The 16,935-nt window shown below is 40.1% G+C and carries 12 protein-coding genes and 1 pseudogene; 4 read left to right on the top strand and 9 right to left on the bottom strand.

Annotated elements, in window-relative coordinates; genetic code table 11:
- Positions 1–277: 277 nt before the first annotated feature.
- From PGLA_RS11810 to PGLA_RS11770, 8 genes are all read right to left on the bottom strand, one after another.
- Positions 278–2,137, bottom strand: a complete 1,860-nt coding sequence (locus tag PGLA_RS11810; protein ID WP_068532888.1) for a cache domain-containing sensor histidine kinase — start codon at positions 2,135–2,137, stop codon at positions 278–280.
- Positions 2,138–2,151: 14 nt separating this feature from the next.
- Positions 2,152–3,726 carry a response regulator gene (locus PGLA_RS11805; protein ID WP_068532885.1) on the bottom strand — a complete coding sequence of 525 codons (1,575 nt, stop codon included), beginning with the start codon at positions 3,724–3,726 and terminating at the stop codon, positions 2,152–2,154.
- 783 nt (positions 3,727–4,509) lie between these two features.
- Positions 4,510–6,186 carry an extracellular solute-binding protein gene (locus PGLA_RS11795; protein WP_068532880.1) on the bottom strand — a complete coding sequence of 559 codons (1,677 nt, stop codon included), beginning with the start codon at positions 6,184–6,186 and terminating at the stop codon, positions 4,510–4,512.
- 68 nt (positions 6,187–6,254) lie between these two features.
- Entirely contained in the window at positions 6,255–7,130 is an 876-nt protein-coding gene (locus PGLA_RS11790; RefSeq protein WP_068533235.1) for a carbohydrate ABC transporter permease, read from the bottom strand.
- Positions 7,131–7,193: 63 nt separating this feature from the next.
- Positions 7,194–8,174 carry an ABC transporter permease gene (locus PGLA_RS11785; protein ID WP_068532878.1) on the bottom strand — a complete coding sequence of 327 codons (981 nt, stop codon included), beginning with the start codon at positions 8,172–8,174 and terminating at the stop codon, positions 7,194–7,196.
- A 736-nt stretch (positions 8,175–8,910) separates the two neighbouring features.
- Positions 8,911–9,540 carry a hypothetical protein gene (locus PGLA_RS11780; protein ID WP_245699821.1) on the bottom strand — a complete coding sequence of 210 codons (630 nt, stop codon included), beginning with the start codon at positions 9,538–9,540 and terminating at the stop codon, positions 8,911–8,913.
- Positions 9,541–9,795: 255 nt separating this feature from the next.
- Positions 9,796–10,659 carry an alpha/beta fold hydrolase gene (locus PGLA_RS11775; RefSeq protein WP_068532875.1) on the bottom strand — a complete coding sequence of 288 codons (864 nt, stop codon included), beginning with the start codon at positions 10,657–10,659 and terminating at the stop codon, positions 9,796–9,798.
- 66 nt (positions 10,660–10,725) lie between these two features.
- Positions 10,726–11,310: a TetR/AcrR family transcriptional regulator gene (locus PGLA_RS11770; protein WP_068532872.1), complete on the bottom strand. Its 585-nt coding sequence runs from the start codon at positions 11,308–11,310 to the stop codon at positions 10,726–10,728.
- A 624-nt stretch (positions 11,311–11,934) separates the two neighbouring features.
- Here PGLA_RS11770 and PGLA_RS11765 point away from each other — a divergent pair.
- From PGLA_RS11765 to PGLA_RS11755, 3 genes are all read left to right on the top strand, one after another.
- Positions 11,935–12,291 carry an MmcQ/YjbR family DNA-binding protein gene (locus PGLA_RS11765; RefSeq protein ID WP_068533229.1) on the top strand — a complete coding sequence of 119 codons (357 nt, stop codon included), beginning with the start codon at positions 11,935–11,937 and terminating at the stop codon, positions 12,289–12,291.
- Between the two features lie 1,220 nt (positions 12,292–13,511).
- Complete coding sequence (locus PGLA_RS11760; RefSeq protein ID WP_068532871.1) at positions 13,512–14,093, top strand: TetR/AcrR family transcriptional regulator; 582 nt, start codon at positions 13,512–13,514, stop codon at positions 14,091–14,093.
- Positions 14,094–14,118: 25 nt separating this feature from the next.
- Positions 14,119–15,321: an MFS transporter gene (locus PGLA_RS11755; RefSeq protein ID WP_068532869.1), complete on the top strand. Its 1,203-nt coding sequence runs from the start codon at positions 14,119–14,121 to the stop codon at positions 15,319–15,321.
- Between the two features lie 44 nt (positions 15,322–15,365).
- On the opposite strand, the gene PGLA_RS27950 is transcribed toward PGLA_RS11755, so the two are convergent.
- Positions 15,366–15,551 carry a hypothetical protein gene (locus PGLA_RS27950; protein WP_161487878.1) on the bottom strand — a complete coding sequence of 62 codons (186 nt, stop codon included), beginning with the start codon at positions 15,549–15,551 and terminating at the stop codon, positions 15,366–15,368.
- Positions 15,552–15,896: 345 nt separating this feature from the next.
- Here PGLA_RS27950 and PGLA_RS28895 point away from each other — a divergent pair.
- Positions 15,897–16,935 (top strand): annotated as a pseudogene (locus PGLA_RS28895) (IS3 family transposase); the annotation flags it as partial.

Below are 16,935 nucleotides of genomic sequence, written 5' to 3'. Positions count from 1 at the left end.
CCCAACATGATACTTCATCTCACACGCGTATCCACTGCTATAAAACCATGGAAGTGCGACGCAACGACAACTATTCTATATCATATTCTTCTTGTAGATTTTCATCTGCGATGCGAATGGTAATGGACTGACATTTCCAATACTCACTAGTACAAAAAGCAATCCTAGTAACCTGACTCAAATCACAGAAACGACTCTGTAAACAAACCACAGCCTACCATAATCTCTACATTCGAGATTCCGTCAAGCATTGCAAAATCTTGAGGCATATTGTTCTCTACTTCTCGATCGATGCTTGTGTTTCCACCACAAACAGCCTGCGTTTCCTTGCCGGAATACGTATATTGACAGAAGTACCTATGCCCTTACGGCTAAATATAGACACACCGTATTCCTCACCATATTGAAGTTGTACGCGCTGATGGATATTTCGGATACCAAACCCAGTCTCGCTTTCGCTCGAAGTATTCAAAATCTCTGCAATGCGTTCCTGCCTTACACCCATGCCATCGTCAATCACGCGATACAGAATATCGTTCCCCTCTAGCAGAGCGACAATTCGAATATGGATACGATCCCCGCCACTCCATGCATGATTAAGTACATTCTCGATGAAGGGCTGGAGAATAAGCTTGATCGTCTCATACTTCCACACTTCAACATCCACATCCAAAGTCACTTCAAGCCTGTGCCCGTATTTAACCTTTTGGATATTCAGATACGCATTGGCCTGCTCAACCTCTGACGAGACGGGAATTAACGTTCTACCGGAATTCAGGGTTAATCGATAGAACTTAGCCAGATCTACGACCATATTCTGCAACTTCTCATTTTCTCCGAACTTGGCCAACTGATTGATGGATGAGAGTGTGTTGTAGAGAAAGTGCGGATTAATTTGCGTCTGCAACATCTCAAGCTCCGCTTCCTTCTTCTCTAGCTGGGTTAAGTATACTTTCTTGATCAAGGCTTCAAAATCTTCCCCCATACTATTTAGCGCCGTGGCAATTTGCGAGAATTCATCTTTTCCTTTGTAAGAAATGCGTTTATGTAAATCTCCTTCTCGGAAAGCGTTCAGAACAGAAATAAATTTCGTAATCCTTTTGGAGAAGTAACCCGACATAAATATGCCCATAAAGGTAAACAAAATAGAACACAGGATACATATACCTATAATGTATGCCCGCACGCGCACGGCTTCTTGTTGAATCGTCGTTAAAGGAACATACGCAACAATGGACCAATCTTGCTGAGGCAAATACTCTTTTAGCGTCAAGTATTCCCCATCCGAGTGGAAATCCTCTTGGAATGCCATACTCAGATCGAGCTCACTCTCCTTCGTTACATCATGCCGCTCTTCGTCTGAAGCATAGATGACATTCCCCGTACGGTCTTGGACGATTAGCATCGCTCCTTCGCCAAGCTTTCGATAATCCACACTTTCAAAAAACTCATCTCTACGTACGCTGAACCTCATCACTCCCACTTCCGTAAGGTTTAGCGGGTTTTGTATATCTACTATTCGGCGAATCATAGATATACGGTTACTGTGTGCATCATCCTCCACTTCGGTCCATAACTTCGTAATGCCGTATTCCTCATCCGGAAGTAAATCGTACCACGGATCCTGCTCAATACGGGCCCTATGATAAATATTAAACGTTTGTTGACTAGTGTTCGAGGCGCCCCGTTCGTAGATATCATAATTCTTTCGTTCATAATTGTAATAATGCTCCGGTATCGTCTCATTCTCCACATACAAGAACAGTCTTAGATCAATGCCGATCGACTTCGATGCGCTCGCTAGCTTCGGTTTGATCACGTCATCAAAACTCGAGTTGGCATCCATGGGATTATCGGTTTTTAGCTTTAACTTTTCAATGAAATTTTCATCGTCATATAACGTTGATGAAATTCGTACCATATCATCGCTTTTATAGGCTACATTGTCTCGAATTTGAACCAGCGTGCTTTGGATATTACTACTTGTCTGCTTGCGCATGGAAGAATCGTACATCGAATGGGATACATAGCCGTTTACGGTTACAAGAACAATAATAAATACAAGATAGGACATCATCAGCTTATACCCGATTGGGATATACCTACGATTTTTTCCTTTCTTCCAACCCAGTCTCATCTTTACCTCCACTGCTACTTCTCTTTCTTCCGATATTCAAGCGGTGTCATGCCGAACTTTTCTTTGAATTGCCTGCTGAAATAAGGCAAGTAACGGTAGCCCACTTGATCCGAAATCTCGTAAATTTTCATTCCTGGCGCTTTAAGAAGTTCACAGGCTTTCTCCATGCGCAGCTGTACAAGCAACTCGTTGAACGTATGTCCTGATTTCTCTCGGACCAGAAATCCAAAATAGCTAGGCGAGAATGAAAAATGCTGAGCGATATCCTTGACTGTAATATTTTCATTCATCCGTTCTTTGATCGTCTTCACCACATTGCGGATAAACTGGCTGTCATTCGTGCTGTTCTTCTGGTGGAGCTTCTCCGAAATTTGAAATACGTGATTAAGCATCCATTTGCGTATATCATTGATCGTCTCGAATTGTAACAACATATCAAGTTTGCGGATATCGATATCAAGTAGTTCGAAGAGATCCTCGTTCATCGAGCTTAAATATTGATCCAGCTTCCAAATGATATAACTGGTCAAATTATGCACCGTGAACTTGGAACGCAAGTTCGTAACGGCACAGAATAAATTCTCAAGCTCATCATAGATCTGAACAAGCTCATACTCTTTAATCGCGTTCACCAAAGCATTCATATGCTTATCCAGCATACGGTAATCCAACATGGCCGGCTCGATGCTTACTTCTTCAAAATGAATGATGCCTCCTTTCCCAAAGAACATCTTCCCTTCAACGGCCTGAATTGCCTGTCGATACGATTCATACAGTTGTTCCGACGTATGTACGGGTGATCCTAGTCCAGTTGTGACCATAAGGGACAGTCTCCGCTGCGCGAAATCGATCAGCTGTGTGATCTTATCTTCGATTCCATTTGCTTCTAGAAGCAAGGCAATTCGCTGTGGACTCAGCTTGCAATAGGGAACGACGTCCCCTCGATTCGCAGCTTCATGAAGCTGCTTCAGAAATGTTCTGGATTCTTCAAGCCTGGATGGAGCGTTGTCATCCACTCTCGACAGCATATCCAATTCCATGACAGCAACGCGAACGGGCCAGTTCAAGCGGTGTAGTTCATGTGTTTTCATTAATTTATCCATAAATTCACGATCCGTCGTATCTTCGCCTTCGAAGAGCCGCAGAAGCATGTCGCTTTTGGCAATTGGAATCATATCCTGATACGCTTCTTCTACTTCACGATATTTCAGTTCCTCGTCTAAGTCCCGCTTCACTTTCATCAGTGAAGCGATAAGCTCGCGATCCTCCAAAGGCTTCAGCACATAGCTATAGGCCTTTAGCGATAGCGCTTGCTGCACATAACTAAATTCTTGGAAACCGCTTACAAAAATGATTCTTATTTTGGGCTTGCGTTGCAATGCGATCCGTGCCAACTCGAGCCCTGACATGTAAGGCATATTTACATCACTTACAAGAATATCAATGGCATGTTGATCCAGTATTTCACAAGCTGACAACGCATTATTTACACAACCCTTCACTTCCATGCCTAGTTCAGACCACGGAATAAATCTTTTCATTCCTTCCAAATCAAGTTCATCATCATCCACCAACAAAACATTATACATAGACTCTTCCCTCCACAATCGTATCAATGCGAAATGTTCGTTGCTACTCGTTATTCAGAACCCTCATATTTTCATGCATCTTATCGTAATATAGTCCAAATATTTCTTAAAACCGACTTCCATAGAAGCACGGTGCGCTTCATCCAAGATGCTTAGCACCTCAGATAGCCAAGCGCCTATATATTTTTTTATTTAATACATAACCAGCATTGCCATAAGGTCTATTCGTATAATAATTGGGAAAATAGTATATTCTCCCATCTGCGATGTCTGGAAGCTGTTTGTTTACGATCATCTTCCGCAATGTCAACTTCGCATTTCCATCCGCGCTTATCCCACTGATATGTATATTCAAGTTGTCTTGAATCCATTTCGATGAAGGATCTGTACCCCATTGTGGCATAGTATAGTAACTATAATGACCATAAAAACTGATGTGAAGGGGTCCCAGCCCTAATGGATACAACTTCTGCTCATCATCTCTATTTTGTAAATCAAGTTGATTAAGACAACTCCGACTAGCATTAACCGCAGGAACCTTTCTCTATGTTCATTCAAAGTCTAACATTCCCATACAACTCGCTTATATAAAGGTGTTTTTGTAAAATTATATCAATATATTCGATAACAATACACAACAATTTAAAAATTAATACATCTGATTCTCCATTACTGAGGTTAGCATCAAATTTAGTCTTTGACGCTAACCTTAGTAATTGATAGAGTCCATCCCAAGGTTATACTATCTCTTCCCAGGGATGGACTCTATCTTACAATTGAAAATTACTGACCAAGCATTTTCTTATTCTCTAACCATCTTTCAGTACGCCACTCAAGCAGTTCGTTATAACCTAATGCCTGAGCATCTTTTTCTGCTTGATCTAGAATCTTATCAACTTCTTCATCACTCTTAGCTGTTGAAGATGCGGATAATGTTTGCAAGAAAATATCAAGTACATTCACACTTGTATCCGCCAGTTCTGTGCCAGGATCTGGCGTCAAGTGTGTCGCTAAAGCGGTCTGGTCAATATGCGTTTTCCATGTCACCGACTCTTGATAACGAGCAAGCCAGTTGCGTTCTTCCACAGGCTTAGCTAATTCAAACTTCATCTTAGCTGGGTCAATATATGCCGTGTTACCTGCGATCATAACCGGATTGTTGGCTGCCTGAATTTCAGATACTTCTTTCGCATTATATTGATCTGTTAAAATAGGTTGCTCATTCTCATCCAATCCGTTCCAGTTACCGCCTTCTGGTCCATAATATTGAATAACCATGCCTTCTGGTCCTGTTATATAATCCAAGAATGCAAAGATTTTCTCAGGATCTTTAGCAGCAGTAGTTATGACGTTTACGTTCCAACCTAGTAGGTCATAACCGCCTGGATAAATTTTGTTTTTGTCCAGACCCGCTTTATGGAATGGCCAAATCATGAAATAACCTGCTTCAGGATCTTCTTTAGAAAGAGCCAAATGTGCTGCCGAAGCATAAGGCATTGGATCCGAACTACCGAATACTGCAACTCGACCAGACATTAATTTCTCTTGTACCGGTCCTCTATCCGTAATCGTAAACATATCCTGAGATATCAATTTTTCACGATACAACTTAGAAACAAACTTTTGTGATTCGTGGAAAGCTGGGTCTGTAAACAAGGAAGCCAGCTTATTGTTTGCCTCATCAACAACGGCAAGCGTGTTTCCATTTAAAGATCTATAATAAGCATTTTCTTTGAAGCCCGTATAAATTAGACCCACACCTTGACCGTCTACTGCACGGTCTGCTTCGTAAGGAATAACTTCTTCACCGTACTTTTCTTTTACTTTAACTAAGTAATCATAGAGTTGGTCCATCGTTTCTAAAGTCGGTGAGCCAAGTTCTTTGTAAATCTTTTTATTCACGACATAGCCTGCGCTTCCGTTTGGTCTAGATGTGTACCAATTCGGGAATTGATATAGCTTTCCATCCGGGAAACGAAGCATATCCGCGCTTTTTGTATCGAGCCATTTCTTAAGGTTTGGATATTTCTCCATGTAATCGTCGAGCGCAACGAGCTTACCAGCTTCATAAAGTCTCATAATATCTGGATCATAACGATTTCCAAAGATCATATCAGGAAGGTCATCATCCGCCATCATTGTCGTCATGAGCTGAGAGTGATTACCTTGTGCAGCTATTGTCTTAATGTTTACTTTTTTATTCTCTTTCAGATACTTCCAGAATGGAACATCCTCCATCTTCGCTGGAAGATCGAGCCATCCATAGTGAGCATAGGCTGAGAACTCTAGATCGCTTGAACCCAATTGCCATACATCTGCTGGCTTTTCATCTGTACTGACATTCGAGTTCTTCGGTGTGCTAGGCTTCGGATCGTTAGTTGATTTGCTACAGCCCGCGAACACAGTTGTCAGAAGGAATGCGGTTGTAACGACCAATAGCATCTTCCTCATTATTTTCATCCCAATATTACCCCTCTCATTCATATTCTATATGTCTAAAGCGCAAGCGCCTCACACCAAAGCCACAACTACTCTTTCAAGGAGCCTACCATGACGCCTTTGACAAAATACTTTTGAACAAATGGATATACCGCAATAATCGGAAGCGATACAACCATGATGGTAGCACTTATGAGTGACTTCGAGGTTAAACTCTTCTTACTTGCCGTCTCCAATGTCAAACTATTGATAGTGCCGGTGCTGTTCCCGCTTGCTTCGTTAAAGAGGTTAGCATTTAGAAGTCGTCTCAGTACTGTCTGAACAGGCATCAAGTCTTGATTTGTAATATAAATCGTTGGCGCGAACCAGTCATTCCAGTGTGCAATAGCTGTAAATAAACCGAGCGTCGCAATAACGGGACCAGACAGCGGAAGTATAATTTTCAGATATACCCCCCAGTTACTGCAACCATCAATTTGAGCCGACTCTTCAAGACCAGCAGGCAAACTTTTGAAGAATGTTCTGAATATGATCATATTCCATACACTGATTAGCCCAGGAATAATAAAAACAAGAAAATTGTTCATCAGTCCTAAAGATTTGATTAGTAAGAAGGTGGGAATCAACCCGCCACCAAAATACATCGTGACGATAAAAAATATGGTAAAAAATTTACGACCTATCAAATAGGATTTACTCATCCCATAGGCAAGCATCGTTGTCATAAATATCGCGGAAATGGTACCAATAACGGTTCGAAGTATAGTAATCATAAATGCATTAAGTAACTTATCGTCTGCAAAAACAGTTGAATAATTGCTCAAGGTGAATGCTCTTGGCCAGAACGTAACGCCACCCTTCGCTGTATCAAGACCTTCATTTAAAGATACAATCAGTGTGTTCCAGAACGGATATAGAGCAGTAAAAGATAACAAAATGAGAAACACATATATCGCTACAATCATAATGCGGTCAGTATATCCTAAACGCTTGAAAAGCACTGTATCCCCCCCTTAGTGTCGAATGTTCTACCAAAGACTGTTACCGGTTCTTCTCGCCAAATAGTTAGCAATGGTTAACAACATAACGCTTACAACTGCACGGAATAAACCAACCGCAACCCCGAAGTCATACCTTTGATTTTGCAAACCTACTCGGTATACATACGTGTCAATAACATCAGACACGGGTCGTAGACTTGGATTTTGCGCAAGGATCAATATATCCTCAAAACCAGCGCTCAGCAGACTTCCCATGGCCAAAATCATAAAGATAATGATGATCGGCATAATGGTCGGAATCGTAATGAGATACATTTGTTTGAAACGACTCGCACCATCGATTTCCGCTGCTTCATATAGGCTCGGATTTACCCCCGCTATCGCAGCCATAAAGATAATGGAGTTGAACCCGATATCTTTCCATACATTCGTTGATACGAGTATCGCCCAGAAATAGTCTTTCATAGAGAGGAAGTTAATCGATTCATCGATAGCCCCTATTCCTTTGAGCAACATATTGACACTCCCGTTCTCAGTCGAGAGCAAACTCATAACAATGCTACCTACGATGACCCATGACATGAAATACGGCAAATATGTAATCGATTGAATAACACGTTTGAAATTCCTATGACGAACCTCATTCAACATCATCGCCAACAAGATCGGAGCCGGAAAACCAACAAGCAATTTCAAAAGACTGATCACGATCGTATTTCTCATAATCGTCCAAAACTGCGGAGCATTAAAAAAATCCTCAAAGTGTTTGAATCCGACCCATGGGTTCTCAAAAATATTTGCTCCCGTAAAAATGTTATAATCCATAAACCCTGTAAGCACGCCATACATCGGAATGTATGCAAAAATAAATATTAGTAAAACCCCTGGCCAGACCATTAACTGGATGTCCATTTGCTTCCACAATCGCTGAAAAAAACTTTTTTCGTTCACGGATCTCCGTTTAGGCGGAATCGAAGAGTAGTGTTCTTTCGCCGTTACCTGCGACATAATCATCCTCCCTGCTAATTTGTTGCAACCCCTTTCAATTCATTACGAAAAAGTTATTACTTATGGATTGATTGGAATTTATCGTCTCCCTCTTACAAACATTCTACTTCCTTCAAATACATGAAACGAGATAATAGATGCATGATTTTTTGCACTTTCACATTAACTTTTTTTCGATAAATGATACAAATCCATGATTCGATAGCATGATTTTTATTTTTTGATAAAAATACAAGATCTATAACGTGCGACAGACCGAAGAGTCTCTAATATCAAATCGACGTATATTACCCATTGCTCTTGCCTTTACAGGTATGAACATTCTCTCCCTCGGCGCTTACAGAATACCCAATTTCATTCCCGTTGGGGCTTTCAGCATACAAAAAAACCACGTCCGAAGACGTGGTTTATATTCGTTTTATGGTGGAACCTAGGGGGACCCTCACCTCTGACCTCATAACTGCCAGTGATGCGCTCTACCAACTATCCGTATTTCACGATCAAAAGGTTGATGTTAGTCCAACTAACTTCGATCGAGACGGAGGGATATATAGTTTAGTGGATAACATTGGAATAGTCATAGATGAATTATAATGATCGAAGTCATTCATCCGACTAATCCTGGTTAGCCTTCTCTGAGACTAGATAAGACAAAAAAACCACTTCCGAAGAAGTAGCTTTTTTGTCTTGTGTAACCTAGGGAGAACTTCATACTTGAGCTCCATATTAGCACATCTTAGTCCATACCATGTTCTTTGCGAATCTTGTACAAGCCTTGAAGAAGCAGCTCTGAAGGATCCCGATTCAACTGCAAATGTGTAAACAATAGATGTAAAGGGAATGCACACACGTTATTTCCTTCTTTTATCGCTGGGAATCCAGCTTCGAAGATCGGACCGTACTCTTGGTTCCAGCCTAGCCCCGCTTGTACTTCCTCCGGAGCAAATTCCTGACGTACTTCTTCTATACATTTGGGAACTAACACCTTGTCTATGATTGCTTTCGCTTCGTCTTCGTTTGAAGCTGGTTGTGGAAGGGCTTTACCTCCCTTAATCTTCATCAACTCAAAGAAGAAGGAAGCCATCCAAATTGCCGGATCATTGCCTGACTGGAACCTTGCGACCAACTCTCGCAGAAAAAAACCACAGGAATATACATCATTGGAATCGTCCTTCACATGATAAATAAAAACCGGACCATAGGCTTCCAGGTGCAGCACTTGGCCTTGGACTTCCTTAAAGTGCTTGTTCAAAGATACGATGCCGTTATGGTGAACAGCCTTTAGAAGCTCAACCATGTTTTCTTCGGAAATAGTTTCTTGATTATTGTTTACTTCCTCGTTTGTTGTCTCATTATTCATATTCATCTTCACCCCACTTCCTATCATACCATTCAGTAGCTTGAACTTAAATGATAGAAATAGATAACAATATTCTAACCATGACTTTTTTGGAAAATCGGCATCTACAGTTTGGTATAAGGTGTTCGTGGAACATAGGGGATCATCACCCCTGAGCACGTCGCTGACAGCGAAGCGCTCTCCCGAAGTGGTTAGTTTCACTTCCATAGCATTTAATATATTTTTGGACTCAGATCTAATAGACTTGCATGGTAATGATGATTAACCTTGTTTTTCCAGAAAAGCAAACAAATTATGATACATTACATGGGCACCTTCTCCAAGCCATATCAAATGACCCCAAGTATCTAACTCGCAAAGTTGTGCATTAGGAATATGTTGATGAGCATGCCGTGCATGAACCACGGATACAGCCGCATCGTGAATGCTATGCATAATGAGAGTTGGACACTGAATGGTGGATAAAACGGGATTTAGATCATGTCCTGTCTGCTCTAAATCAATAAAGAAACCAGATCCTGAACGCTGACGATTCAACATTTGCTTGAACAGATATAGATCTTCTTCACTAATGTTCTGTAACACCTCTTTTCTCGGAAATGTACTGAAGGATGCAATCATGCTCTTGAAAAGTAAACGAGGAAACCATTTATTCATGAACCTCATCATGGCCCAAACGTATTTTTCATTAGATGGGCGAAATATGAGTTGGGCAGATTTATACAATTTGTTATCGGGGATCAACCATCTATGGGAAACGGCCGACTGAAGGATTAGGCTTCTTACTCGCTGAGGATATTTTGATGCAAAATGAATACCGCTTGGACCGCCGGCAGATATGGAAATGATATGAACTTGAGGGATACACAAATCGTCTAAAAGGTTCAGGTATGCTTCGCACGCGATGCTAATATTCTCCCCTAGCTCCTTGGAGGTCTTCCCATAGCCCGGCCTCGAGGGGGTGATGATAGAATAGCCTCGGTCTGTTAATTTGCTGTAACCAAGTACCTCATTGCAATTGGAATGCCCACCGTGCATGATCAGAACGGGTTCTCCCTGTCCAACAACGGTATACTCCACATTAAATCCTTCTTCGGTTATGTAGTTACGAGTCATTCTATTCATATTATCCCCTCCTCAAAAATGAATATATATTCATTATTAAACCAAGAAAAAGCCTGCCAGCACAGGTTAAAGAAATGCTCGCAAACCTTGGTACCAAAATAAGACGTACTGGCGAACCATACTATTACAATCATCAGTATTCGGATGTCGCCGAACGATTTCAAAGTAACCTTGCATAAAAGCAACAGAAATCGGCCAAGCTGCCTGCTCTGTGAACACTTTCCGCCCCTGAGCACTGTTGTATGCCTCCAAATGGCTTGCGACATTGTCTACCATCATCTTATGCAGCTTCAGTACGGCATCTTCGTGCTTTGTCCCCTTACTACTGTCGATTAAAATTAATAGCGGTTTGCGTATACTTCCGATAATATCGGTCAACGCATGAACAACAAGTTCAAATATATTCCCTTCGTTCGAGGGCTCCTTAACGTTGCTCCTGATTACCAATTCCAACTCATGGAATACGGGATTAACAACGGCATCGAACAATGCTTCCTTACCTGCGTAATATCGATAAAGATTGCCAGCGGACATGCCTACTTTGTCTGCAATGCGTTTTATGGAAGCTGCTGCATACCCATATTCCATAAATTCATCTTGAGCGTTTCGGAGAATCGCTTGACGCAATTCATCTTTCAATACTTGGACCATAAATGAACATCCTTTCACTTTTGAAGTATACAGGAGCTAGAAGACTCTCACAAGTGTTTTTTACATTGTTTGTAAAATTCCGTATCCATGCCCGTCCAGGTCAAGACTGATCAAGGAACTTAGGATGATAGCATATCCTCTTTAAGCAGTATGTAGCTGTCTTTTTAAAGGCCAAAATATGGTGGAGAATAGAAGGATTCACATCACTCTAATTTTAGGCTTATGAAGCTTATTCCGGTGTAAACTTTTAGCGGTCGTTTCAGACACCATGCTCTTCCATTTGAAGCATTTCCCTCAATCCCATCCCTCTCTGAAGTAAACAAATAACGCGTTGGAAAGAGAATGGTTTTCTTCTCTACCAGCGCGTTAAATAGTTCAGGTAAGTAAAATGAGCTTACGATTGCTTACAGCTTTCATTCATGGCGAAATTACCCTTGTAATAGTTAAAATATATCTGACTCAAAGTGTTGCTTGATTTAGTCTATTTAAACAATGTAAAATTAGAAAATCTATTCATTGCATGCTATCTCTTCCTCGCAGAATATTAGCAAATAATGATGTGATACTCTTTTGATTGAATTGTACATTTGGCAAATAAATTAACTCAAGGAGAAATAGATGATCATGGACATTAAAGCATTATCCAGTTACTGCTTGTCAAAAAAGAACAGCCTGGAGGATTATCCTTTCGGTAACGATGTTCTTGTAGTAAAAGTTGCCTCAAAAATGTTTGCATTGATTAACGAGCATAACAATCAGCTAAAAATCAGCTTGAAATGCGATCCATTTATAGCGGAAAGCTTAAGACAACAATACTCTTCGATTACTCCGGGATATCACTTAAACAAAAACCACTGGAATACCATCTTGATCGATGGAACTATTTCAGAACAAGAATTATTCGAAATGATTGATCATTCTTACGAATTAGTCTTTAAAGGATTAAAAAAATCGGAGAAAGACGCAATTATCCAATCGTAACCAAATGCATCAATTGTATAGCCCCAGAACATTCCCCTCCCTTAACAACATTAAATAGAGGTATAAAGAAGATTGGGAATCACAGATATGGATGCTAATACTCTCTCTTTTCCAATCTTTCACACCATATCCATATGGTTCTTCATCAAAATTTCGGACCATCATTAATCTGTCAGCAAGTGTTTGTTCGCATATAAAAACCTCCTCACTAGAAATACGAGAGGAGATTTATGTATAGCTGCTTGGCTTCAATCCTACCCTTGTTAACTTTAGTCACAAGAAGAAGACCCACTATCAGAACTCGATGAATCATAACCACCACTATCGTTGCTTGAAGATGAGCTATCATTACTGCATGATGATTCGCTGGTGTTTTGCTGTGGATTATCGCCATAATAGTTACTTTGATATATAGGACTGATTGGACTCAAGGGATTTAAAGGATCAAGTAGATCATTAGTATTAGAAGTTGATCTACCAATTTTAGTCTTGTTCGATGAAGGGTACGATGCATAAATGTCATGAATGATGAAGCCTTTTCCGATGCACGTATCGCACTGTTTACTCCTTAGAAACTTTTTGATTCTGCCGATCCCATTACATTTAGTACATTTCTCCATAAGAACATTCTCCATTCAAATAGGCATTATCTAAAACTATCATCTCCTATATGTTACCATAACTATGTGACATCCGTCAGGAAGTATGACATGCTCACATAATAAGTAGGTGTTTCCTTGGCTCCATCACTGCCCGAAGGGATATTTTAGCTTCGCGGCCAAAGAGCGTGACTTTATGTTCCTAGCCCGCTGAGATAGAGCTCAGATTCGTACAACTCGCTTAGCTGAACCCCTGTCCTCATCGTTGCTAGCGAAGCGCTCTCCCACGCAAGCTAGTTACACTACCCAAAAATTATTCTATCATTCATTCGCCACTGACCTTCCCTCAATAACGGCTCTACAGTAGTTATCTACCTCTTATTGTCCAGTTTGGAAACAATCAAGGTTCAATTTACATCCTCCAATAACAGAATGTTCTTTTTATAAACACAAAAGTTCCCTTGGCAAGAAAAAGAGAGCTTCTGTTCTGTACATTAAAAGGGTGTCATGAGTATAGAATAACCTCTCGACCTTAAACACTGATAACAATTTATATTTGCATTAAAAAGTTAAATTTGATAATATAACTGACGAACGTTCGTTAATGTCGAGGTGATTATATTGAAAAGAAAAGAAATTAAAGACGTCGCTTTAAAATTTTTCACAATTCATGGGTATGAGGGAGCATCTCTGTCTCAAATTGCTGAGAATGTCGGTATGAGAAAGCAGTCTCTCTATGCTCATTTCAAAGGGAAAGATGATCTATTTCTACAAGTTTTACAAGATGCCAAAGAGGCAGAAATCTCATCGAAACTACAATATTTGAGTAAAGTGGATACCCATAATCCCAAAGCAGATTTATTTGGATATTTGCAATTGGTCATTGATTTGTTTCAAAAGAGCGAGCAGTTAAAGTTTTGGCTACGTATGTCTTTCTTCCCACCTCTCCATCTGGCATCAGCAATTAATGAGGAAGTCATTGATACGGAGACAAAGATTCAAACCGTTCTAGAAAGCAAATTTCAAGATTGGATTGATGCCAAAGGCATCATGGAAGATACCGCCTCCATCCCTACTCTTGCCTTCTTAGGTGTTGTTGATTCGATCATGTTAGAGCTTGCATATGGGAATAATGAACAACGTTTAAACGATAAACTAAATGCCTCATGGACCGTATTTTGGAGAGGTATTTCACAGCTATGATTTTACAAAAGAGAGGTATTACTTCATGAAGAAACCATTGAAAGAACAAAAAACAGTCTTACTCATTCTATTAAGTAATATATTCATTGTTTTTCTAGGCGTCGGGCTCATCATCCCTGTTATGCCATCCTTTATGAATATGATGCATTTATCAGGCCAATCGATGGGTTATCTTATGGCGGCCTTTGCATTCGCACAATTACTCATGTCTCCCCTAGCAGGACGATGGATTGACACTTATGGCAGAAAGAAAATGATCATCATCGGATTATTTATTTTTAGTCTATCCGAGGTGATCTTTGGTTTAAGTACACAAGTATCCGTTCTTTATTTCTCCAGAATTCTAGGAGGCATTAGTGGTGCATTTATTATGCCAGCCGTTACTGCCTATGTTGCAGATATTACCTCAATAGAGGAAAGGCCAAAAGCGATGGGCTATATTTCTGCCGCCATTAGTTTCGGTTTTATTATTGGTCCAGGCATTGGAGGTTTTATTGCTGAGCTGGGTGTGCGTGCACCCTTCTACTTTGCTGGTGGCTTCGCTTTAATAACATGTATTTCATCCCTATTTATTTTAAAAGAGCCACTAACCAAACAGCAGCTTTTGGAAACCACACAGCTTAAAAAAGATACAAACTTTGTAAGTGATATCAAAAGATCATTTCATCCACAATATTTAATTGCCTTTATTATTGTGTTTGTACTGGCCTTTGGTTTATCAGAATATGAAACTGTATTTAGTCTGTATTCTGATCATAAATTTGGTTTCACTCCGCGAGATATTGCTACCATTATTACAATAAGTTCAATATTTGGAGTTGTTGTTCAAGTCTTTATGTTTGGTAAAATGGTAAATAAACTCGGTGAAAAGAAACTCATCCAGTTATGCTTAATCACTGGCGTGGTATTAGCAGTAGCATCCACCATGATCTCTAGCTATTTAGCCATTTTGCTAGTAACTTGCTTCATCTTTCTCGCATTTGACTTGCTACGACCAGCATTAACGACCTATTTATCAAAATCGGCCGAAAAAGAACAAGGATTTATCGCTGGAATGAACTCAACCTATACAAGCTTGGGTAATATTGTCGGGCCCGCATTAGCCGGTATATTATTTGATGTAAACATCAACTATCCATATCTCTTTGCTGCTGTCATTATGTTTATTGGTCTTGTCATTACAATGATGTGGAAAGAAAAACAATCAGCTAGCAGCTTGGTAAAATAATGTGAGTAAATATGTACGCCTTAAAAAAAGAGAAAGCATACGCTTTAGACGCAATAATTCAATCTCAGGTAGCTTTCCAACCAACCTTGCTTGCTCATTAAATCGTTCATCGAACGAGGGTTTTGCCCATGCTGGTAGTTGAAGTTGTTCCAATAAAATACCTCTCTCTTCATAACAAGCTCAATATTTTGCGATTCTTTCAATTGATCAATAAGAACATGCTTTGCCATGCTCGAGGGCAAGCTTGCAGTGGAGCCTTGCAATTTCTAATAATTGAGCCGAGGTTGCATCGTCTACTTCTAGTCCGATTAAGGAATAATTGTTTAGAATATCAACGTCATTTGTTAGCTTCGATACAGTCATTTCAACTACTACACTCACAAGTTGATTATACCCAATTTTGGAGTTTGTTGCATGTTATCTCGAATAGGGAGATTACTCAAGTATTTTCTTTGCATAAAAAAGCCCAAGCTTTATCTAAAATGTACCCTATAGAATAGACACTTTAAAAAAGTCTATTCTATAGGGTGTTTTTCTGTATAATGAGAAAAAATATAATGTTGGAGTGATTCTTAATGAGTCAAAAATTATTTAATAAGAATGAAGTCAAACGATTAAGTACGAATTCATACGTGAAAACCGTAAGCGAAAAAGGTATCACTTACACAGATGAATTTAAACGCCTATTCATCGCTGAATATGAAACAGGAATGCTACCGAGACAAATCTTTGAAGTGTGTGGTTTCGACGTCGAAATCCTGGGGATGGATCGCGTTCACTCAGCAGCGAAGCGTTGGCGTTCTGCGTATCGAAGAGTAGGATTAGTGGGTCTTCAAGATACACGAAAAGGTAATTCAGGTAGACCAAGCGAAAGTGAACTTTCTTTAGAGGAGAAATACGCACGCTTGGAGGCGCAAAATAATTTACTTAAAGCTGAGAATGAATTACTAAAAAAGCTCGAAATGGCAGAGAGGCGGATGAGAAAGAAATCAAAATAAGGGCGGGGGAGAAATTTCAACAGATCCAATCGGTTGTCACGAAATACAATCTAAAGAATAAAGCCAGGTATTTATGTGAAGTAGCTGGTGTGTCGCGTTCTGGCTACTATAACTACTTCTCTGCCGCATCACAAGAACGTAAAGCGAAGCGAGAGAAGCAGGATAGGCTTGTTAAGGAAATCGTACTTAAAGCCTTCTATTATCGTAGACGAAAGAAAGGTGCACGCCAACTAAAAATGACATTAGCAGGTCAATTCAACATAGTATACAACTTAAAACGTATCCGACGTATTATGAAAAAATATAATATCATTTGTCCGATTCGCCAAGCCAATCCTTATCGTCGAATGGCGAAAGCAACGAAGGAACACAGAACATTTCCGAACCTATTAAACCGTCAATTCAAGCAGAATATACCTGGGAAGGTTTTCTCCTAACAGACATTACTTATTTATTCTATGGCAAAGGCAAGAAGGCCTATCTATCCACTGTAAAAGACGCATCCACAAACGAAATACTATCTTACCAAGTATCAGATCGTATCACGTTAGATATCGCGACCGATACTTTATTGAAGTTGAAAAAAAATCTCCGAGTCCAATTCGTAGACGGAGCC

Origin of the sequence: Paenibacillus glacialis, assembly GCF_001637205.1 — a bacterium.
GTDB classification, from domain to species: domain Bacteria; phylum Bacillota; class Bacilli; order Paenibacillales; family Paenibacillaceae; genus Paenibacillus_AQ; species Paenibacillus_AQ glacialis.
Note: the sequence above shows the minus strand (reverse complement) of the source record. Positions and strands in the feature narration are given on the sequence as shown.

Bases quoted from the DNA above. Each gene is read 5' to 3' on its own strand.
- PGLA_RS11810 (WP_068532888.1), bottom strand. From the start codon at position 2,137: ATGAGACTGGGTTGGAAGAAAGGAAAAAATCGTAGGTATATCCCAATC.
- PGLA_RS11805 (WP_068532885.1), bottom strand. From the start codon at position 3,726: ATGTATAATGTTTTGTTGGTGGATGATGATGAACTTGATTTGGAAGGA.
- PGLA_RS11795 (WP_068532880.1), bottom strand. From the start codon at position 6,186: ATGAAAATAATGAGGAAGATGCTATTGGTCGTTACAACCGCATTCCTT.
- PGLA_RS11790 (WP_068533235.1), bottom strand. From the start codon at position 7,130: ATGATTGTAGCGATATATGTGTTTCTCATTTTGTTATCTTTTACTGCT.
- PGLA_RS11785 (WP_068532878.1), bottom strand. From the start codon at position 8,174: ATGTCGCAGGTAACGGCGAAAGAACACTACTCTTCGATTCCGCCTAAA.
- PGLA_RS11780 (WP_245699821.1), bottom strand. From the start codon at position 9,540: ATGAATATGAATAATGAGACAACAAACGAGGAAGTAAACAATAATCAA.
- PGLA_RS11775 (WP_068532875.1), bottom strand. From the start codon at position 10,659: ATGAATAGAATGACTCGTAACTACATAACCGAAGAAGGATTTAATGTG.
- PGLA_RS11770 (WP_068532872.1), bottom strand. From the start codon at position 11,310: ATGGTCCAAGTATTGAAAGATGAATTGCGTCAAGCGATTCTCCGAAAC.
- PGLA_RS11765 (WP_068533229.1), top strand. From the start codon at position 11,935: ATGGACATTAAAGCATTATCCAGTTACTGCTTGTCAAAAAAGAACAGC.
- PGLA_RS11755 (WP_068532869.1), top strand. From the start codon at position 14,119: ATGAAGAAACCATTGAAAGAACAAAAAACAGTCTTACTCATTCTATTA.
- PGLA_RS27950 (WP_161487878.1), bottom strand. From the start codon at position 15,551: ATGGCAAAGCATGTTCTTATTGATCAATTGAAAGAATCGCAAAATATT.